Annotated in this window: 22 protein-coding genes and 2 pseudogenes; 16 read left to right on the forward strand and 8 right to left on the reverse strand. The window is 60.3% G+C overall.

Translation table 11 applies throughout. From position 1 onward, the window contains the following. Positions 1-48: 48 nt before the first annotated feature. Genes HV773_RS08005 through HV773_RS08045 form a run of 9 tightly spaced genes read left to right on the forward strand, consistent with a single transcriptional unit; the run spans position 49 to position 8818 of the window. Entirely contained in the window at positions 49-1944 is a 1896-nt protein-coding gene (locus tag HV773_RS08005) for a phage tail tip lysozyme (RefSeq protein WP_175194604.1), read from the forward strand. Then, positions 1941-3374 (forward strand): DNA circularization protein, encoded by a 1434-nt coding sequence (locus HV773_RS08010; RefSeq protein ID WP_175194606.1) that lies wholly within the window; start codon positions 1941-1943, stop codon positions 3372-3374. Before HV773_RS08005 ends, HV773_RS08010 begins: the two co-directional genes overlap by 4 nt. A 2-nt stretch (positions 3375-3376) precedes the next feature. Further along, positions 3377-4456 carry a phage baseplate assembly protein gene (locus HV773_RS08015; protein ID WP_343052320.1) on the forward strand — a complete coding sequence of 360 codons (1080 nt, stop codon included), beginning with the start codon at positions 3377-3379 and terminating at the stop codon, positions 4454-4456. After that, positions 4453-5046 carry a phage baseplate assembly protein V gene (locus HV773_RS08020; RefSeq protein ID WP_175194608.1) on the forward strand — a complete coding sequence of 198 codons (594 nt, stop codon included), beginning with the start codon at positions 4453-4455 and terminating at the stop codon, positions 5044-5046. Before HV773_RS08015 ends, HV773_RS08020 begins: the two co-directional genes overlap by 4 nt. Then, a complete protein-coding gene (locus tag HV773_RS08025; RefSeq protein ID WP_175194609.1) occupies positions 5043-5495 on the forward strand; it encodes a phage GP46 family protein in 453 nt (150 codons plus the stop codon). Before HV773_RS08020 ends, HV773_RS08025 begins: the two co-directional genes overlap by 4 nt. After that, positions 5480-6664: a baseplate J/gp47 family protein gene (locus tag HV773_RS08030; RefSeq protein ID WP_246282240.1), complete on the forward strand. Its 1185-nt coding sequence runs from the start codon at positions 5480-5482 to the stop codon at positions 6662-6664. Before HV773_RS08025 ends, HV773_RS08030 begins: the two co-directional genes overlap by 16 nt. 3 nt (positions 6665-6667) lie before the next feature. Next, positions 6668-7261: a YmfQ family protein gene (locus HV773_RS08035; RefSeq protein WP_175194610.1), complete on the forward strand. Its 594-nt coding sequence runs from the start codon at positions 6668-6670 to the stop codon at positions 7259-7261. 6 nt (positions 7262-7267) lie between these two features. After that, complete coding sequence (locus HV773_RS08040) at positions 7268-8617, forward strand: hypothetical protein (protein ID WP_175194611.1); 1350 nt, start codon at positions 7268-7270, stop codon at positions 8615-8617. A 9-nt stretch (positions 8618-8626) separates the two neighbouring features. After that, entirely contained in the window at positions 8627-8818 is a 192-nt protein-coding gene (locus HV773_RS08045) for a hypothetical protein (RefSeq protein ID WP_175194612.1), read from the forward strand. Between the two features lie 49 nt (positions 8819-8867). On the opposite strand, the gene HV773_RS08050 is transcribed toward HV773_RS08045, so the two are convergent. From HV773_RS08050 to HV773_RS08060, 3 genes are all read right to left on the reverse strand, one after another. Beyond that, entirely contained in the window at positions 8868-10910 is a 2043-nt protein-coding gene (locus tag HV773_RS08050) for an acyltransferase family protein (RefSeq protein ID WP_175194817.1), read from the reverse strand. 84 nt (positions 10911-10994) lie between these two features. Continuing rightward, positions 10995-11612 (reverse strand): SGNH/GDSL hydrolase family protein, encoded by a 618-nt coding sequence (locus HV773_RS08055; RefSeq protein ID WP_175194614.1) that lies wholly within the window; start codon positions 11610-11612, stop codon positions 10995-10997. A 128-nt stretch (positions 11613-11740) separates the two neighbouring features. Continuing rightward, entirely contained in the window at positions 11741-12025 is a 285-nt protein-coding gene (locus tag HV773_RS08060) for an XRE family transcriptional regulator (protein ID WP_175194616.1), read from the reverse strand. A 223-nt stretch (positions 12026-12248) separates the two neighbouring features. Here HV773_RS08060 and HV773_RS08065 point away from each other — a divergent pair, with 223 nt between their 5' ends. The 6 genes from HV773_RS08065 (at position 12249) to HV773_RS08090 (ending at position 15553) form a co-directional block, all read left to right on the forward strand. Next, positions 12249-12659 (forward strand): hypothetical protein, encoded by a 411-nt coding sequence (locus tag HV773_RS08065; RefSeq protein ID WP_175194618.1) that lies wholly within the window; start codon positions 12249-12251, stop codon positions 12657-12659. After that, complete coding sequence (locus HV773_RS08070; RefSeq protein WP_175194619.1) at positions 12656-13204, forward strand: hypothetical protein; 549 nt, start codon at positions 12656-12658, stop codon at positions 13202-13204. Before HV773_RS08065 ends, HV773_RS08070 begins: the two co-directional genes overlap by 4 nt. A gap of 36 nt (positions 13205-13240) precedes the next feature. Further along, positions 13241-13810 (forward strand): glycoside hydrolase family 19 protein, encoded by a 570-nt coding sequence (locus HV773_RS08075; RefSeq protein ID WP_175194621.1) that lies wholly within the window; start codon positions 13241-13243, stop codon positions 13808-13810. Positions 13811-13872: 62 nt separating this feature from the next. Continuing rightward, positions 13873-14196 carry a hypothetical protein gene (locus tag HV773_RS08080; protein WP_175194623.1) on the forward strand — a complete coding sequence of 108 codons (324 nt, stop codon included), beginning with the start codon at positions 13873-13875 and terminating at the stop codon, positions 14194-14196. 65 nt (positions 14197-14261) lie between these two features. Next, positions 14262-14729, forward strand: coding sequence for a hypothetical protein (locus tag HV773_RS08085; RefSeq protein WP_175194625.1), 468 nt, complete (start codon positions 14262-14264; stop codon positions 14727-14729). Beyond that, on the forward strand, positions 14726-15553 hold the full coding sequence (locus HV773_RS08090; protein ID WP_175194626.1) for a patatin-like phospholipase family protein: 828 nt from the start codon (positions 14726-14728) through the stop codon (positions 15551-15553). The genes HV773_RS08085 and HV773_RS08090 overlap by 4 nt, the downstream gene beginning before the upstream one ends. Before the next feature lie 323 nt (positions 15554-15876). Here HV773_RS08090 and HV773_RS08095 read toward each other — a convergent pair. The 5 genes and pseudogenes from HV773_RS08095 to HV773_RS08115 all read right to left on the reverse strand — a co-directional run. Further along, positions 15877-16083, reverse strand: a pseudogene (locus HV773_RS08095) (ISKra4-like element ISBte1 family transposase); the annotation flags it as partial. Between the two features lie 26 nt (positions 16084-16109). Further along, positions 16110-16232, reverse strand: a pseudogene (locus tag HV773_RS08100) (IS6 family transposase); the annotation flags it as partial. Between the two features lie 40 nt (positions 16233-16272). Beyond that, positions 16273-17064, reverse strand: coding sequence for an ABC transporter ATP-binding protein (locus HV773_RS08105; protein ID WP_175194628.1), 792 nt, complete (start codon positions 17062-17064; stop codon positions 16273-16275). A 26-nt stretch (positions 17065-17090) separates the two neighbouring features. Continuing rightward, positions 17091-17858, reverse strand: a complete 768-nt coding sequence (locus tag HV773_RS08110; RefSeq protein ID WP_175194629.1) for an ABC transporter permease — start codon at positions 17856-17858, stop codon at positions 17091-17093. 15 nt (positions 17859-17873) lie between these two features. Beyond that, a complete protein-coding gene (locus HV773_RS08115) occupies positions 17874-18596 on the reverse strand; it encodes an ABC transporter permease (protein ID WP_175194631.1) in 723 nt (240 codons plus the stop codon). 248 nt (positions 18597-18844) lie between these two features. On the opposite strand from HV773_RS08115, the gene HV773_RS08120 reads away from it, so the two are divergent. Further along, on the forward strand, positions 18845-19882 hold the full coding sequence (locus HV773_RS08120; RefSeq protein WP_175194632.1) for an aromatic ring-hydroxylating dioxygenase subunit alpha: 1038 nt from the start codon (positions 18845-18847) through the stop codon (positions 19880-19882). Positions 19883-19896 lie beyond the last annotated feature (14 nt).

A 19896-nucleotide genomic window follows, 5' to 3' on the forward strand; every position in this document is an offset into this window, starting at 1 on the left:
TTTCAACTACTGGTTTGAGCAAGCCATGCGTCTGAAAGGGGCTTCCTGATGGCGAATGTTTTTTCGATCACGATTACCGCAGTCGACCGGGCCACGTCCGTCGCGCAGCAGGTAAATCGATCGATCGCGCAGATCACGAAGCCGATTTCGGATGTAAAGGCATCCGTCTCCGCTTTCGCGAAAGAGACGGGAATGGACAAGCTCGGGCGCAGCATCGAGAAGGTCGGCATCTTCGCGACCGAATCGGCACGCCGCGTTGCGTCTCTCGCACCTCCGATCGCGGCATTGACCGGTGCGGCGACGGTCGCCGGCGTCGTGGCCTTTGCGACGAGCTGGGGCCGTTCTGCGAAGCAGATCAGCAATACCGCGTACAGCATCGGTATCGGTACGACGCAGTTGCAGGAATATCAGGGCGCGGCCCGCCTCGCTGGCCTGTCGAGCGAGTCGATGAGCAACGGGTTGAAATCCGTCGGCAACGCGTTCGAGGATGCAGCGGCGGGCCGCGATACGTTCGTCGCCGGCGTGATGGCGGACAAGGGCATTGGTATCCACAGGCTGCGCGACGGCTCGATCGACACGGCACGCGCGCTGCGCGATGTGGCGAACGCCGCCTCGAAAATCAGCAATACACAAGCGCGGCAAAAGTTCCTCGAGATTTTCGGAGTTGGCGACCTCGGACCATTGCTCGGCAAGGGCGGTGCTGCGATCGATGCATACGTCGCGAAGTTCCGCGCGCTGAATGCGGTGATGACGCCCGAGCAGATCGCACAGGGCGAGCGTTACAACGAGGCAATCGTCGGACTCGATGCAAGCGTCGACAAGCTGAAGAATTCGGTCGGTTCGGCGCTCGCGCCGGCGCTGGGGAAAGTCGCTGAACAGATGGTGCCGATCGCGAACGAGTATGGGCCGAAGATCGCGCACTGGATTGAAACAACCGACTGGTCGAAGAAGGCCGAAGAGGTGGAGGAGTTCGTCGATGCGATTGGCGGCGTGAAGACCATCGCGGCTGGGCTCGCGGCGATCACGTTCGCGGGACCAATCGCCAGCATTGCCACGCTCATTGCGCGCGCCGTGCGTCTGGTCGGTCTTCTGACGACGATCGCCGCGACGACGAGCACCGGGGGCGCTGCCGTGACGGCCGCCGCCGGCTATCTCGCAGAGCATGAGCGAGCGAAGGCGCTCGATCGAAGCATTCACCAATTGCCCGGTGAGACGGCTGCCGGGCGCGATCAGCGGGTCGCCGAGGCGATCGCAGGCGGTGTGGCGACACCCAACGCCGTAGCACCGGCTGACGGCGGCCTGGGCGGCCGAATCTATCGTTCGATCCGCAGCCTGTTTGTGAAGAGTGCTGCCGACAACGCGCAGACGCCCGCGATCGTGCAGCGATTTCAGGACATGGGCTGGTCGCGGGACCAGGCGTCAGGCATCGCGGCTAACCTCTTTCGCGAAAGCGGCTACGACGCGAGCGCCGTAGGCGACAACGGCTCGGCTTATGGCATCGGTCAGTGGCATCAGGACCGGCAAGAAGCGTTTCGCAAGCGCTTTGGAATCGATATCCGCAACTCGACGCTCGATCAGCAGCTCCAGTTCGTCGACTACGAGATGCGGCAGGGCGCCGAAAAGCGTGCTGGCGATGCACTTTCGCAGGCAACGACGGCGGCGCAAGCAGGTGACGTTGTGTCGCGGCTATACGAACGGCCGAAGGATACCGAGGGCGAGGCCTCGAGCCGCGCCGCTGACGCGGTCGCGGTTAGCCAGAGTATTCAGCAGACTACGAGCCGTACGGAAAACCAGAACGTGCAGCAGACCACAAGCGGCGCCGTGCACGTAAAGGTCGAGATTCCCAATGCGCCGCAGGGCACTCGCGCAAGCGTGCGCACGACCGGAAATGCTACGGCGACCGCCGCGGTCGGCAATTCGGCTCTCATGGAACCGGCAATATGAGCATCGCGACACTGACCAATCTGACCGGGAGCATCGGGGGCGTCGCGTCGGCCGCAAGTCAGCTTGCTTCGCTGCTTACCGGCGATCTGGCGAGCTCGTGGTGGGGATCGCTGCGCCAAGCTTCATTTGGCGGTGTGCCGTTTGCGGTTGTGGCCACGAACACGCGCTTCGGATCGCGCAACGCTGTGCACGAGTATCCGTTTCGCGATGATGCATGGATAGAGGAGCTCGGGAAACTGCCACGCCGTTTCGAGATATTTGGCTTCCTGATCGAGAACAGTCGTATATATGGCGGCGGCTCGGTGATCGGCCAGCGCGATCGCCTTGTTGCGGTGTGTGAAAGCGGCAAGCAAACGCTGGTGCATCCGACGTTCGGGCGCATCGAGAACGTTTCATGCCTCGATGCGCAGGTCGCCGAGAGTGTGGAGCACGGGCGAGTCATACTCGTGCGCTTTGTTTTCATGCGTAACGGGACGCAGTCCTATCCGTCCGTTACCTCGGACACTCGATCTCTACTAGGAGCGGTCGCGGATTCGCTTGGCATTGGTGCCGAGCTCGACTTCGCGCTGGACACGGCAATGGCAATTCAGGAAGGCGCGGCAGTCGTGCAGACCGCTGTTGGCGCTGCGGTAAGCTGGTACCAGCTCGGCGTCACGGCCGTGAACGACGTGCGCCGCTTCGTGAACTCAGTGAGCACGCTCTCGGGCAATTTTGGGCGGTTCTTCGGCGCGGGCAACGCCGGGTATAGCGGATCAAACCAATCGGCACCCGCAGGCACGACGGCCGCGCAGTTGCTCGCCGACGATGCGGCGGCGCGCGCGGCGTTCGCGCAGGCGGGAGCCGCGCTCCAGACAGCGGCCGCGAACCCCTCGGACGCTGCGACATTGAATTCCTCCGCGCAGGCCTTCGCCGTTGCATTGGCGGCCACCATGGCCAGTCCAAGCGATGCAATCCGTTCGCTATCCACGCTCGCGAGCTTCTCGCCGAGCGGCACCTTCACGAGCTCGACGATCGGCGTGGCCATGTCGACGATGCAGACGGCGGCGAGCGCGCTTTTGCGGCGAGCGGCGTTTTCGCAGCTCGCGCTGGCTGTGGCAACTTGGCAGCCATCGTCGTACGACGATGCGATCTCGATGATGTCGTCGGTAACAGATCTCCTTGATGCGGAGATCGAGATCGCGGCGGATGCATCGGACGACAACAGCTTCACTGCGCTGCGCGCCACACGCACTGCCGTCGTCGATGACCTTCAAACGCGGGGCGCGGATCTCGCGTCGCTCGCGGCGATGACGTTCAACGGGAGCCTGCCAGCACTTGTGCTAGCGCACCGCATCTACGGCGACGCCACGCGCGCCGATCAACTCGTGCAGCAGGTTGCACCCGTGCATCCGCTTTTCATGCCGGCGACGTTTCAGGCGCTCGCGAGCTGACGATGGGCGATGATCTGTATTTGAGCGTCGGCAATCAGACGATCACCGGGTGGACCGACATCCGAGTTACACGCGGGATCGAGCGATGCGTGTCCGATTTCGATATCGGTCTCACCGAGAACCAGATCGAATTGAACGTCCCGACTGAGGTAGTGGTTCAGCCGGGCGATTCGTGTCTCGTGGAGCTGGGCGCTGACCTCGTGCTGACCGGCTACGTCGATAACTATGTTCCATCGATCTCGCCGAACGAGCATGGAGTTCGCGTTACGGGTCGAAGCAGATGCGAAGACCTCGTTGACTGCTCGGCGGTATGGCCTAATGGACAGATAAGCGGGACATCGGCGCTTGATGTCGCGACGAAGCTGGCGGCTCACTATGGCATTAGCGTGCGCTGTGATGTAAGTGATCTCATCGCGATTCCGCAGTTCAACATCTTCATCGGAGAGACGCCGTTCGAGATCATCGAGCGCGTGAGCCGTTACAGCCAGTTGCTCGTTTATGACGAGCCAGATGGCAATCTGCGTCTCGCGCGCGCGAACCCCGGGGTGCAAGCGGCTGGCGGCCTCGTGCAGGGCGTCAATATTCAGTCGGCCTCGGTCGTATATTCAGCGGTCGATCGTTTCTCGAAGTACACGTGCTTTGCGCAATCGGTGCTCGCGTACTCTGACGCCGGAATCGGTCCGAACATGATCGCGACGGTGGACGATGTCGGCGTGCAGCGTGTTCGCGAACGATATATCGTCGCCGAGGCCGTACAGGGCTTTCAGGATCTCGCGAAACGCAGGGCCATCTGGGAAATGAATCGGCGCGCCGGCCGCGCCGCCTTCGTTATGGTCAAAACGGATAGCTGGCGGGATGCCAGCGGGACGCTCTGGACACCGAATACCCTGGTGCTGGTCGACATTCCGAAGCTCAAAGTGTCGAACGAGACGTGGCTCATCGGCGAGGTTTCGTATCGACGCTCGCTAGACGAGGGAACCACGTGCGAGATGGTCATCATGGACCCGGCTGCATATCTGCCTGAGCCGATTGCGTTGCAGCCTCTCTTCGTCGATTCAAATGTGCTGGGATCGCAGCAATGAGCAAGGATGTTTTGAGTCGCACGGTGCGCCGCCTTCTCAATCTCATCGGACGAGCACGCGTGAACCTTGTCGACGACTCGGGGCCCGTGCAGATGGTCCAGGTGACGGTGAACGAACTTGAGACGATCGACAGGGTGCCGCGCGTGCAGGAATTCGGCTTCGCGTCCGTGCCGCCGAAAGGGAGCGACGTCGCGCTCATATTCATCGGTGGTGACCGCGGCAACGGCGCGATCGTCGGCTCGAACCATCAGGCGTCGCGTCAGCGCGGCCTGAAGTACGGCGAGTCGATGATCTATACCGAGGATGGAAAGCGCATCTATCTGACTGCCTCCGGTGGTATCGAGATCGATGCCAACGGGCAGCCGGTGACGATCAATAATTCAACGACCGTCACCATAAATGCTTCGACCGGCGTGGTGATGAATACCCCGCTGCTGCAGGTATCAGGTGACATCCTCGACAACTATGGAACGAACACGCGCACTGTGGCCGGTATGCGGCAGGTCGCGAATATGCACACGCACAAGGTTGTCAACGTGCAGGGCGGCGGCAGCACGATCGAAACCAATCCACCGGATCAGCCGGAATGAGCGATATCAAGATCTTCTGGGATGTCGAGAATGCGCGTGGCGATTGGGGGCTGCTGCCGAACGACATTGCGACGGGGGACGATCTCGAAACGGCGCTCCTTTTCAGCGTCTTTAGCGACCGCGAGGCAGCCGCCGATGACCAGATTCCCGATGGTACGACGGACCGCCGCGGCTGGTGGGGCGATGATGGCGTGAACGATGGAAGTGGCCTTACGGGCTCGCGCCTGTGGCTGCTCTCGCGCAGGAAGTCGCCGACAGACGAGACACTTCGCGATGCATACGACTATCTCGTCGAATCAATTCAATGGCTCATTGATACCAGTGTCGTTGCACGCTTTGACGTCACCGTGCAGTGGACCAGACCGAACATGATTGGCAGCTCAATCGTCGCGTGGCCACTGGACGGCGGCGCGCCTCGCACCTATAACTGGGCATGGGGAACGAATTAATGCCGTACTCCCGACCGACTCTCACCGAACTGCGCACCCAGATCTGGAGCGACATTCAGACCGGGCTTGGATCGATTCTCTCGTTCCTGCAGAAGGCCGTTCTGAAGATTCTCGGAGCTGCACTTGCTGCCCTGATCTGGGGCGTTTACGGCTATCTCGACTGGATCGCTAAACAGGCAGTGCCCTGGACTGCTGTCGATGAATTTCTTGCGGGATGGGGGGCACTGAAGGACACATACCTGAAGGAGGCAACGCCAGCCGTTCTGCAGATCATGTTCACCGGAGCGACTCCAGGCACACCGCTCAATGTGGGCACCGGAATTTCGCGGCAGGACAATGAACTTTATACGGTGACGTCGTCCGCGGCCGTCGCAAGCGATGGCACGCTCACGGCGACCGTCACTGCGGTGACTGCTGGCAGCGCGGCGAACTGCGATAACGACACATCGATGACGCTGACGTCCGCGGTGCCAGGCATTCCATCGTCAGGCGTCGTTTCGTCGACAGTCACGTCCGGAGCCGACGTCGAGGATCAGGAGGACTATCGCACGCGCGTGATGGCGGCATACCAGAATCCGGCGCAGGGCGGCGCACAAAGCGATTACGTGAAATGGGCGACCGACATCGCGGGAGTGACGCGGGCATGGTGTCAGCCCAACGGCTTCGGCGCCGGCACGGTGGTGCTCTATTTCATGATGGATGAGGTCGAGGAGGCATACGTGGGCTTTCCTCAAGGGACGAACGGCGTGTCGCAGCACGATCAAGGCCCGAATGGCCTGCCACGCGGCGTGGTTGCGACTGGCGACCAATTGATGGTCGCGGACACGCTCATCACGGAGCAGCCGGTAACCGCGCTCTTGTATGCATGCTCGCCTATCGAGAACCAGATCGGCTTCACTATTTCCGGACTGAGCACCGCGGGTAGTACCACCCAGGCGGCTGTCAACTCAGCACTCGCCGATGTGTTCTTCAGGAATGGAGAGCCGAAAGGAACGATTGACTGGTCGGATATCACGGGCGCCGTGAATTCGGTACCCGGGACGAGCGGATATCTGATTACTGCAGCCACGAGCACCGTTGCTGGCATGACGACCTCACTTCCGACAAACGCGAATATCACGATGTCGGCAGGCCAGCTGCCGGTGCTCGGAACTGTCACCTACGTTTAATCCATGCCCGCACCCAATTACAGCGCCGCGGATTACCTGCGAGCGTTGCAGGCGCATCTGCCGCGCGGCCGTGTGTGGCCACGCGAGAGCGATGCAACGCAGACGGCTGTCCTCAGCACGCTAACGCCCTGTTTTGAGACGCTCAATACGCGCGCCAACTATCTGCTGACGGACGCATTTCCGGCCTCAACGTATGAGCTGCTGCCGGAATGGGAAGCAACCCTCGGACTGCCAGACCCATGTGCGGGGGAAGCGCCTACCACGGAGCAGCGCGTCGCGCAGGTTGTTGGACGTCTGACCGCGACCGGCGGCCAGTCGATACCCTACTTCACGGCAGTGGCGAGTGCTCTCGGTTACGCGATCACCATCACGCAGTTCGTGCCCGCGCAATTTGGCATGGCTTTCGGGATGCCTTTCGGCAACGACGATTGGGCTTTCGCATGGCAGGTCAATGCGCCCACGTTCTCGATCAACTACCTCACGTTCAGCGGATCATTTGGCACGCCATTCGCAACATGGGGCAACAACGTTCTGCAGTGCGAGATGGCACGCATAGCGCCCGCGCACACCATTCTCAATTTCTCGTATTCGGACTGACCGCACATGGATCGACTCATTGCATCGAATTCCGTACCGATGGCGCAGGCGGACACCGCCCCGCTCACCGGCACCCCGCAGGGCGCGACCGATGGCAACCCCGCGACCAATATTCCCGCGACGCGCTGGCCTTCCTATCAATACAATGCAATTCAGGAAGAGCTCATCGCCATCCTGACTGCGGCCGGTATCACGCCGAATCGCACGAACAATGCCCAGATCGCGGGCGCAATTCAGTCGCTCATACAAGGCGGAAAGACGAATGTCGGCGCCGATACGGGTGCCGCGAATGCATACGTCGTGGCATTCACTCCAGCCTTGTCCGCACCGATTCCGTGGGCGCCGTTCTGGTTCAAGGTGAAAACCACGAACACCGGCGCGTCGACGCTCAATGCGAGCGGAACGGCATATGCAATGGTCGGCGCTGCTCATGCCGCATTGCAGGGCGGCGAGCTCGTTGCGAATGGTGATGCGCTTGTCTACTGGAACCCGACTCTGGCGTCAGGTTCCGGATCCTTTGTGCTTTTACTCTGTTCTGGTGCTGCCGAGCAGATCGCCCCCGCCACCCAGAGCCAGCATGCGGTGCAGCTCGGGCAGATGCAGGCTGCGGGGCCATCTGTTGGTGCCACAGACGTAGCGGCGTATATCGCGAGCGCAGCCTCAAGCGTCACCTTCACTGCATCACAGGTTGTGATGGGTGTATCGGTGAGTGGGGCGAAGCAGATCGTCGGGAATATCTCGCGGACTATCAATATCGCCACTGTTGGCGCCAACGGAATGGATACCGGGGCATCACCCGCCAGTACGTCCATTGCGGTCTATGCAATCTATAACCCGACAACCAGTACGACTGCGCTGCTGGGCCAACAAATCGGCTCGGTGCCGACGCCAACTTACGGCGGCGCGAACATGCCGTCTGGCTATACGTATTCAGCGCTTCTGGGTGTGTATATCACGAATCCGAGCGGTCAATTCGTGGCGTTCAAGCAGATCAACCGCAAGATCTGGGTGACGCGTGCAGGCATCTTTGGCACGACTTCAAGCGGCGGCACGACATGGCATCAGACGTCGTTCAGCGGGATAGCTCCATGGGGAGCAAAGGCAATCTCAGGCGATGCGAATGCGGTCGCAACCGCAGCGGGCTCCATTGTGTTCAACCTAGGGGTTGGCGGTGACGCGAACGGCATCGGAAACCAGACGTCGAACACAACCTACCCAAGTGGCTGCGGTCCATCTCTTCAGTATGCGGACATTCCGCTCGATTCGAATCTCAACGCGTATCTGTACTACAACTGCCCAACAGGTTCACCAACCGCGCAGTCGTATAACTTCTTCGCAAGTGCGTACACGTTCTAAGGAATTCAAATGGCAAGCACGGAAAATGTTGCTTTTTCAGACTCCACGGAGACAGTTATCGTTGCGTGGAGTCTTTCTCCCATTGTCGACAAGACGACCTATCCCAATATTGGAACGGTGTCGACGGGCGATGCACGATACAAGGCGTTCTACGAGAGCAACACTTTCTTTCGGGCCATGTTGCCCGCTCCGACTATGTGATTTTTCGTGTCATACCAGCATCGTCGCACTTATCCATTAGGAACAACATTCAACGTTGAGCAGTTGCAATAGGACCTTCAAGGAACGCCGTGAAGTGAGGAAGTAGCATCAAGTTCGCGTAGCCGCTCAGATGGTCACCGTCGAGAAAGAGCGGCTCTTTGCCATGAAATGCCGAGCATTCCTGTCCCGGGCAGAGGATGGGGAATGGGTCCCATACCGTCACGCCTGGCACGGCTTGTTCGATCTGCTGGTATGCACTCATGATCGGTGAGCGTAGTTCCTCAAGCAGCGCGCGTGGTACTTCGTTGCCATTCCTGCATATCGGGTTGCTCTGGTTGAACCAGTCCGCACACCGGAAAGGGATCGTCAGCATGTTCGGCGTCGGCCCTTCAAAAACTACCGTCGCACCGCGTGCCGTTATCTTCCGAAGCAGGGGGATGGCGCGCTGCACGCCATCGGCACGGCCTTTTGCGGCCTCTGGGCTCGCCACCTGTGCGCGCGCGGAATCGACGCCGAAGATCTCGCTCTGTTCGACCATGCGCGGAATCCGCAGCGATGCGAGAAACACCACATCACCGGCCTGGATACGCGGCAGCATGTCGGCGACAGCCGCCTCGCCGTACTTCTCGCATTGCTCATTCGCTGGCTGAAGACTAATGAACGGGCAACCACCATTGTTGTATGCGTAAACCGTCGTGCCGGTGCGCAGCGCGAGCTGGCGATACATCGCCGTGTAGGCCATTGCGTGCGAGTCGCCGATCACAAAGAGGTTATGCGCCCACTCCGCCGGCTTGATGCAGTTGACGCGCCGGTGCGTCCAGAGCCAGCCGCCTTTGACGTCCTGCATATCGTCGGCAACCGCGCAGCCGTCCGGGCTGGAAACGGAGACGGCGCCCATCGGATACCACATATCGTGGTTGCGAGAGACGGTGCTCAGCGAAAGTTCGCGCTGGTTGGAGGCGATCGAGTTCGAGACGCCGAACCCAAGCGCGACAAGCGCGAGACCGGCGCCGATCATGACAGGCTTCTTCAGGCGCTTGGCGGCGCGTCGCGGCGGCTGCTCGATGAAGTGGTACGAGAGGGCCGACAGCGCAAACGTCAATGCGATAGCCGATACCTGCCACACTGGCTTATCAAGGCCCGCCGTCCAGCGAAACAGCACATAGACCGGCCAGTGCCACAGGTATAGCGAATAGGAGATGCGGCCAATAAAGGCCATCGGGCGCCAGGTGAGCACGACATGGGCAAAGCTTCCCTTGCGCCCGTGGATGGCGAAAAGCACAAGGGCCGTGCCGACGACCGGGAGCACGCACGCCGGAAAGGGTGCAGACTGCGGGCGCGCGATTACGAGCCCCGCGATCACGACCAGCAGACCGACGTCCGCGAGAATCGAGAATAGCGGTCGTCTCGGGCTCGCATCATCGAAGGAATGCCCGCGCGCCGACATGATCTGGAAAAGCAGCACGCCAATCGCAAGCTCCCAGTAGCGCGACCACGCCATATAGAAGGCGTACGTCTCGTTCTTCCGTCCGAGCCAGATCGCGCACGCGAAGGATGCAATGAGCGCCACAGCAAAGATCCATCGCGACGCAGCCTTATGACCGCGCAGCCACAGGTAGAACAGCCACGGGAAGGTAAGGTAGAACTGCTCCTCAACCGCGAGCGACCATGTGTGCGTGAAGGGGTTGAACTCGGCGAGCGGCGCGAAATAGTTGCCCGTGTTTGATGCGAGCACGAAATTCGACAGCCCAAGGAACGCATAGAGGCCGGTCTTTTGGTTGGATGACGAGAGCCACGCGTCCGGGATGAAGAGTGCGGATGCGAGGAACGTCGCGACCAGCACCACCACGAGCACCGGCGTAATGCGTACGATCCGGCGCGCATAGAAGTAGGCGAGGAACCGGCCCAAACTGAGCTTGCCGAGTTCGCTCACGGAGAGTGCGACGACGAAGCCAGAGATGACAAAGAACACGTCGACGCCCGCGAAACCTCCGGGCAACCACGATGCATTAAGGTGGTATGCCATCACCGACAGGACTGCGATTGCGCGCAGTCCGTCGATGTACGCGGCATGGAACGGCTTCTTTTCCATAAAGCAAAAATGTAAGGTGAGTGGGGTAATTGCCCGCAATGGTACCCTAAGACAGATGCCCCGCCGTCTTTCGGCCTTGTAAGGTTATTGCTGGAGCATCGCGGTCGCGATCGGTTTAAGCGCCTTGAAATATTGGCGCTCCTTTGCGGCGTAGCCCTCATCGGTCGGATGGATGCAGTCCGGCTGAAGATTCGTCACCCACCAGCTCTCAACCGAGAACCACGTCTCGTAGTTCGATAGCACCGAGACGCCCATCTGGTTCCCGACCTGATCCATGGCCAGCACAAAGTCCATGTCGTCGCGCTGCTCGATATATTTCGGGCAGAGCGGGTTTGGCTCCTGGAGGACCGGTCGTGCACCGGCAGCCTGGACAAGCTGAATCCACTGAATCAGGTTGGCCTTGTACGTGTTGACGTCATAGTAGCTGACGTCATTGATCTCGCTATTGGTCAGCACGAGATCAGGCTTCACTTCGGATAGGCGCTGCACGAGCGTGCCCTTGTTGGCGTAGTTTTGCCCTGAAATGTCATCGGCAAGTGTCGATCCGGAAGCGGTCTCGTCAACTACCGTTACCCGTCCTGCTCCGAAGGCTGCATCCATGTCACGCTGCATGAGCTCGGCCGGATTGTTCGCGATCTGGTTCGGGACCTGAGGGACCTCGATGGGGTTGTATCCAAGGTTCGTTGAGTCGCCATCGAGCATCAGGATGAGATGTTTCGGAACTGCCGGCGCTCGAGATTGAGGCTGCTGGGCGGGTGCTGTGGAACTGCCTCCACTTCCGCCACCACCCCCGCATGCGCTGACCGTAACGGTGCAGCCAAGCATCATTGCTACGGCTGCCGCTCTCCAGCGGGATCCTCCGCTACGTGCGCGCCGAATTCCACCATCTTCTCGAGGACGCGCGTGAACTCGGCCTCCGTGAGAACGAGCTTCGCCGCTGCAACGAACGCCATGTGCGGGCTCAGCTCGCGCGGCGTCTGACCGCCCGTGTATTTGCGCCACTGATGATCGCCTGCCAGCCAGAACAGGTCGGCCATCTGCTTGCCTGTCCGATTCAGATCGTGCTTGAGGTTCGCGAGATCCCGCGTCGAGGGCGGCGTGTATTTGATTGGCATATGGTCGTGCGCGCGCCATGCGCGGGCGAAATGTGAGCTTCATGGTCAGTCCTTTCGGGTTGTCGGGCTGCGCTTAATGCGCTACCTCAATGCGTTAAATTAGACCCATAGGGTCTATATGTCAAGAACAATCACGAGCCGTCTTTGAGGCGGTTTTTTTACTCCTGAGCGATTTTCGTGAGCCCATTACGTTATGCCATCTTCCGGTGATGACCTGAGCCTGGTGAAGCTCCTCTCCGGCATTTCAGCATCTCTTGCCGTGCTTGCTGGCACGCTTTCGGCCGGCTGGCTGCGTACCCGAAAGGAGCTCTCCGGTCTGCGCAGGACCGAGTCGAGCGACAAGCTCGATATCAAACGCAATGAGATCGAAGCGGCGTCGCTCGCAAGCCTGCAACGGCTGGCGCAGGAGTGGGAGTCCCAATATCACAAGGTGGTCGCACGCGAGACACGTCTGCGGCGCTTGTTGCTGGTGGCCGAAGAGCGATTGCGGCGCACTGCGAAACAGGCGACGGATGACCGACTGGAGGATCGCCTGAGGATCGAAGGGCTGATGGCGACGCTTGCGGAAAAGGATCGCCATATTGCGGATCTCGAAGCAAAACTGGGAGGCCGTCGACCGACGGACAAGCCATGACGAAAGGTCAACGACTGAAGGCGATCTGGCATCGCGTCGACATATTCGTGCTCTTCGCGATGGTAGTCATGCTGGCCATGGCCGCTGGCGCCGCAGTCATGAACTGGCTCAACCAGCGCGAGCGCATGCAGTTGCTCGACCGCTTCCCGGGCATCCGGGCCGAGGAGCGTGCATCGTGCGTACGGGAGTTTCAAGGGCGAATCGATGGTCTGACGCGTCTGAATCAACAGGGCGCGATTGCGCTCAATGACCTGCGCAACCAGATGTCCGACACGCACGAACTCGCTGTGCAAACACTCACGTTCCTTGCTGACCGGGCGCGTATCACAGACGCGAGCACAGCGGCCATGCTCAAACAGGCGCGCGTCGCTGCGCAGACCGCCGCAGCTACCCAGCAGTCGACCGCGCAGGTCGAAAAGAAGGTCACGGCGGCCGCGACAAAGGCCGGCGAGGCTGCGAGCACGGCTCAAGACCTAAGCCGAAAGCTCGACGCCGCGGTACGGGCGCCGCTGCCGGCGAAGCCCTGGGTTGGCAATTCCCATTGAAGTCCGGCGCCACTCTGGCGCCAGGAGCATCCCGACATGACACCCGAAACGCTCGCTGCGGCGCTGCAGATCCCGCTCGCCCGTGCAATCCAGTGGGTCGATCCGCTGACGGCCGCGATGGCGCTTTATGCAATTGACTCACCGCTGCGGCAGGCCGCATTCCTCGCCGAGTGCGGCCACGAGTGCGGCCGCCTGGTCTGGCTGCGCGAGCTGTGGGGCCCGACGGCTGCGCAGCTTCTCTACGAGCCGGTGACGCAGAAGTCACGTGCGTTGGGCAACACGCAGGTGGGCGACGGTTTCCGGTATCGCGGGGGAGGGCTGATCCAGATTACTGGCCGATATAACTACCGGGTGACTGGCCAGAAGATCAATGTCGATCTCGAGGGTAATCCCGCTCAGATATCGGATCCCTCGACTGCATCGCTCGCAGCCGCACAGTTCTGGATCGATCATGGTCTCAACGCGTACGCAGACGCCGGCGATCTGCTTTCACTGTCGCGCGCGATCAACCTCGGTGATCCGCATTCGACCGCCATGCCCGTGGGCATGGATGATCGCAAGCAGCTCTATACGAGCTGCGGGCAGGCACTCGGTATCACCGCCTGAGTTTGAAGTTTCGCAGATTCACATCGGCCGCCTCGCGGCTATTTTTTTGACCAGAGGAAATCATGAATGCATGGATCAAACTGCTTGCGGCGACTGGGCTGTTCGTCCTGTGGGGCGCGCTCGTTTTCACTCATCAGGCTGACCCGAAGGAACTCGTCATGGGGATCGCCGCCGCGCTCACCGGTCTCGGCGTGTTCCATGCGGCGACGAACGGCGCATCGCCGGATGGCGAGTCGGCCGCCAGTATTGGGGAACTCGGCGGGTCTTCTACGCCTGCAGAGCCTGCACTGGGCGCTGGAGGCTATCAACCGAAGTCTGCGGTGATGTCTCCTCCGCCTGTGCCGGCGCCCGCGCCGACGGCTGCAGCGCCTGCAGCAGTGCAATAGCCACGGTCATCTTCAGCAGTACTTCCCGCGGCGATCGCCGCATTTCACTCCCGAAGGTTCTCACCATGAAAAAACTTATGCTGCTTGCGGCAGGCATTGTCGCGTCCATCTTCTTTGCTGCCTGCTCGACCAGTCAGCAGCAATCGGCTGCCGATGCACTTGCGAAACTACAGACGGCCGTCGTGAATGGTTGCATGGTCGTGCAGCCGACGCTTCAGAGCGTCGCTGCGCTCGACCCAACAATCGCGGTAGCCGCGACCGCGAATGGCCTGTTCTGTGCGGCGGCCGCGAGCGTCACGGTGACGTCAGTGCAGTCACTCATCGCGACAGGCATTCCGGCCATGGAGAAGGCGGTCAACGCATCGATGCTCATCCCGGCGAACCAGAAGCCCATCGCGATGGCCGCGCTCGGAGTGTTCCAGTTGACCGTCACGAATGCATTGGCGATCTACGGGCAGGCGACCGTGATTGGCACGCCTGCCTCGAGCGTGCCTGCAGCTTCGGCGCCGGCGCCGGCATCGAGCGCCTCATGAGGCCGATCCGGGTCGCATTGAGCGGCTCCGGCTTCAGGGTGCCGGCACACGTCGGCGCCCTGCAGGCGATCGCCGATGCCGGCTTCGTGCCGGTGGAGCTTGCGGGTACGTCCGGTGGCAGCATCGTCGCCGCGCTTGCCGCATGTGGCATGGCGCTTTCGGACATGAAAACGATGGCGCTGACTTTCGACTGGTCGGGGATGCTGTCCTTCAGTCCGCTCGCGGCGCTGCGCATGCGTGGCTTTTGTGATGGCTCAAGGCTGCTCGCATGGCTCGCTGAGCATACTGGTGGCCTGTCGTTCGGCCAGCTTGGCGTCGACCTGACGGTCGTCGCATCCGACGTGGCGGCCGAGGCACCTTTCGAGTTCTCGCGCATGTGCACGCCATCTGCGACGATCGCGCGCGCAGTGCGCGCGTCGACATCGATTCCCTTCGTCTTCGAGCCGTTGCGATTCGGTGCCGCGCTCCTGGCCGATGGCGGCATGGTGAACAATATTCCGGTCGACCGCCTGAAGATTGACGATGTGCCTCGGCTCGGGATCCAGCTTGTGAGTCAGGACCTGCCGGTGCGCCCGCGCAGCACGCTCTCGGCGGTTCAGTTCTCGATGCGCCTCATCGACCTGATGCTCTCCGCATGCGAGTCGACGCACGTGTCGGCCGCGCAGGCCGCGGGCGCGCGCATGGCATTCGTTGAAACCGGGTATGCGTCAACGCTCGATCGCTCGATGCCGCTCGAGTTGCGGCAGCGGTTGTTCAACGATGGTTATGCCGCCGCACAGGCGGCGCTGGCGCAGCTCGTCCCGCCGGCGTCCACCGGCTCGTAGTCGCGGCATCACTGTGCCCAATGTGTGCCCAATAGAGCCGGGAAAGGTCGCAAAACGCCTGAAAACCCTGAATAGCCCATAGCTGACCGGCGCAGGCTACATCAGTTAAAAATCAAATAGTTAGGGCCGTTTTGGCGGGTAATCCGTCACTCTCATAATCCGCCGGAGAAATCCCGTCGTCGGTTCGAACCCGACCCGGCCCACCATTCCAAAGTGTTCCAGGGCATTCCTGGACGTTCTGTTTTTCTCCCCAAGTGCAGATTGGATAGGGGCGCCGGTCATTCCGGACGCACCCCGGGTAGCCGCTTCATTCCGTTGGGCAGCCGTAGGTCGCGCTCAAGCAGCCCTTTGATAACTGGTTCGAGATTCTGTACCCGCATGGCGACGTGAAACCAGTCGAGTCCTCTTGCGCCACAGTCGCCAAAGTTGAGTCGGGCGCGGCGCACGGTGTCGCTATCGTCGGACAGGCAAGTTACCGGCAGGTCCGCGTCGACGCCTTCCTGCGCAAGAAAAGCCAGCATTCGATCGGCGTCTCGCGCCTGGTGTTGAGCGTTTAGAGCGCGGCTAGATTGCCGCCACTCTTGTCCACGGTGACAGTTTCGGGCTCGCCGTTCTGGGCAATCGTCTTCTCGAAATACCGGCGCGCAGCCTTGTCTACGGCCCGGTACAAGTATTGATAAGGAGCGGCCAGGTGTCGCTCACCTACCGACGGCGCTCGGTCAATGCGCGGCACGGTCTTTGTGGCTCGAAACGAATTGCCTGAAGCGATCCGACCGCAGTTCGTCGAATACTTCGTCGGGCGTTCCGTCAACGTCCACTTGCCCTTGATGCAGAAACATCACGCGGTTGGACACATGGCGCGCAAAACCCATCTCGTGCGTCACCACCAGCATCGTCCGGCCTTCTTCCGCTAGCGTTCTCATGACGCGAAGTACCTCACCGACGAGTTCGGGATCGAGCGCCGACGTCGGCTCGTCAAAAAGCATGACTTTCGGATGCATGGCAAGCGCACGTGCTATGGCGACCCGCTGCTGCTGTCCGCCCGACAAATGCGCGGGGTAGTACGCACGTTTGTCGGCAAGGCCGACTTTCGCAAGTAATGCCTCGGCTTCCTCAATCGCCTCCGCACGAGCGCGTTTCAGTACTCGAACCGGCCCTTCAATCAGGTTATCGAGCACGGTCATGTGGGACCATAGATTGAAATTCTGGAACACCATGCCGATCTGCGAGCGAATACGGTCGACCTGCTGGCGATTGCCGGCATGCAGCTTGCCGTCGCGCCGGCGTACTAGCGCCAGTTGCTCTCCGGCGAGAGAAATCGAGCCGTCGTCTGGGGTTTCTAGCAGGTTCATACAGCGCAGTAATGTGCTTTTTCCCGAGCCGCTTGCGCCCAGGATGGAGATCACATCGCCTTCGTGCGCATCGAGAGAGATGCCGTTGAGGACGCTATGTTTGCCGAACGATTTATGAATGTTGCTAACCGACAATGCCGTGGGAAGCGGGTTGCTCATGGATATCTCCGAAGAAGAATCATGGGTCACGATGCGACGCGATGTGGATCGGCGACAGCCGCGGTGGCCTTCGAACCCATCGCCTGCGAATACAACCGGTTGGGCGCAGCACGAAGGTGGCGCGAAAGGCGTGCTTCAAGCAAGCCAAAAGACCGTACGATGATGAAGTTCAGAAACAGATAGATAAGCGCAGCACAAAGAAAGACTTCGCTGGTGCGATAGGTTTGCTGGATGATTTGCTGCGCGACGCCTGTCACTTCCCATACCGTGACGAGACTGGCGAGTGCGGTCGATTTCACCTGAAGCACCGCTTCGGTCGTATAGGCGGGCAGGCACTGGCGCAGCGCGATGGGCCCGACGATCCGGCGCAGGAGCGTGAATCCGGACATTCCGATCGAATAGCCCGCTTCGATCTGTCCGAGCGGAACGGCCAGCAGCCCACCGCGGATGATCTCGGCGGTGTAGCCGGCCGTGCACAGTGCAAGAGACAACACGGCGCACGTATACGGCTCACGCAGGAGCGGCCAAACGAAGCTTTGCCGGATGACGCCGAACTGGGCGAGTCCGTAATAGACCAAAAATAGCTGGATGAGAATCGGCGAGCCGCGAAATACAAGAATGTACGCGCGTGCCAGTCGATTCGGCAGCCAGTGCTGCGAGACGCGCATCGCTACGATCACGAGAGACAACGTGCCGCCAAGCACAATAGAGCAAAAAAACAGACCAAGCGTGACAGGAACGGCGGCGAGCAGGCGAGTGAAGGTATCGAACAGAAAAGCGATTTCGGAATGCATGTTGATGCGTCCTCGTCAGTTGCGTGCAAAATTGGTGCGAAAGGTTCGCCCGACGCGCGCTTCCGCATGATTGAAGACCCGGTTGGAGATCATTGTCATCACCATATAAAGCGTGCCGCCCACGATGAAGAACAGGAAATACTGATGCGTCGAACCGGCGGCAACCTGACTCGTGCGCAATAGTTCCGCAAGGCCCGTTACCGAAATGAGTGCGGAATCTTTCAGGCTCAGTTGCCAGACGTTTCCGATCCCGGGGAGTGCAAAACGGATGACTTGCGGGATCAGGATGCGCCGCATCATCAACGATGCCGGCATGCCGACCGCGCGCGCTGCCTCCAGCTCGCCGCGCGAAACTGCCAGCACCGCTGCGCGATAGACCTCGGCCTGGTAGGCGCCGGAAATCATGCCGACGGCCAGCGAGCCAATCAGAAATGGGGGAACGCCGATGAAGCCCGTCGCGCCGAACCAGTGTCCGACCGAGGTGACGAATGTCGATCCGCCGAAATAAAACAGATAGATGACGAGGAGTTCGGGTACGCCGCGAAAGACAGTCGTGTAGATATCTCCAGCGATACGAAAGATACGGACTCCAGACAGTTTTGCGGCCGTAATGAGCGTGCCAATCAACGCACCTATGGCGAGTGCAGTCAACGTCACTGCGATGGTCATCGACGCCGCGAGCAATAGGACGCCGCCCCATCCGTCGTCCCCAAAACCGAGTAGTTCAAGTATTGACATTCGTCGTACTCCTGTTGATTTGTCTATACAAGACTGCACATTTCAGAATTGCCACGCAAGCTATTTCTGGAAATATCTGTGACGTCGTCGGGAAACCCCTAAACCATTGATAATGGTGGCACATAAATATCTGCCATGTGTTTAGAAAAATTGAGGCGCAACGTTAGATTTAATCGCTTGATCGATGTTTATCTCCGTTCTTATTCTGTCCACCATCCGACAACGAACTACACACGGAAGAGGTGGCAATGTATTTGCGCAACGCATGGTATGTGGCAGCCTGGAGCGATGAAATCGGCGACCGGCCGGTGGGTCGCGTCATCCTCGGCGAGCCTGTCGTGTTTTATCGCAATGCGGACCGCGCGGTCGTCGCGCTGGAGGATGCCTGTCCCCATCGAAAGCTCCCGCTTTCAATGGGAGAGGTCGTGGGCAACCATCTGCGCTGCGGCTATCACGGGCTGGAATTCGGCGCGGACGGTACGTGCACGCGTGCGCCAGGCCTCTCGCGAACGCCGCCGAATGCGTGCGTGAAGCCTTATCCCATTGCGGAACGTTACGGATTGGTCTGGATCTGGATGGGTCCCGCTGAGTTGGCGGATCCGGATACGATCATTCCGGTTGCGCATTACGACGACCCTGCGTGGGGCGTCAATCGGGGCCCGGCCATGGATGTCGACTGCGGTTACCTGTACATGACGGATAACCTGCTCGATCCCTCGCACGTCACCTACGTGCACAAGACGTCGCTGGGTAATGTGGCGACGGCCGATGTGCCGGTCAGAATGTCGGTCGTCGAAAACGGCGTGCTTGCGTCGCGCTGGATGCTCGATTGCGAACTTGCGCCGTTCTTTATTCCGTACGTGAGTTTCACCGGCCGCGCCGACCGCCTCCAGCATTACGAAGTGCAATATCCGTCGCACGCGATCATTCGAGACGTCATTGCGCCGGCGAATTCGGGTGCGCCACAAGGGAATCTTCATTCCAATGCATTTCTTATGGACTCGTACAATTTTGTGACGCCGGTTACCGAGAATACGTGCCGCTATTTCTGGTTCCAGGTGCGCAATTTTCACCCGAATTGCATGGCGACCAGTCGCGCTTTGACCAACGATTTTATCGCTGCGTTCAAGGAAGATCTTGTCGTGTTGGCGGCGGTCGATCGGGGCATGAAGAACAAACGCACGCCGAACACCGATATCGAAACCGACGCTGCGCCGCTGCGCTTTCGCAGAGTGCTGAAAAAGATGATCGATGCGGAGCAGGCATTGCAACCGGTGCTGTCATGATAGTGGGGAGTAAT

It is taken from the genome of Paraburkholderia caffeinitolerans (assembly GCF_902859945.1).
Classification (GTDB): domain Bacteria; phylum Pseudomonadota; class Gammaproteobacteria; order Burkholderiales; family Burkholderiaceae; genus Paraburkholderia; species Paraburkholderia caffeinitolerans.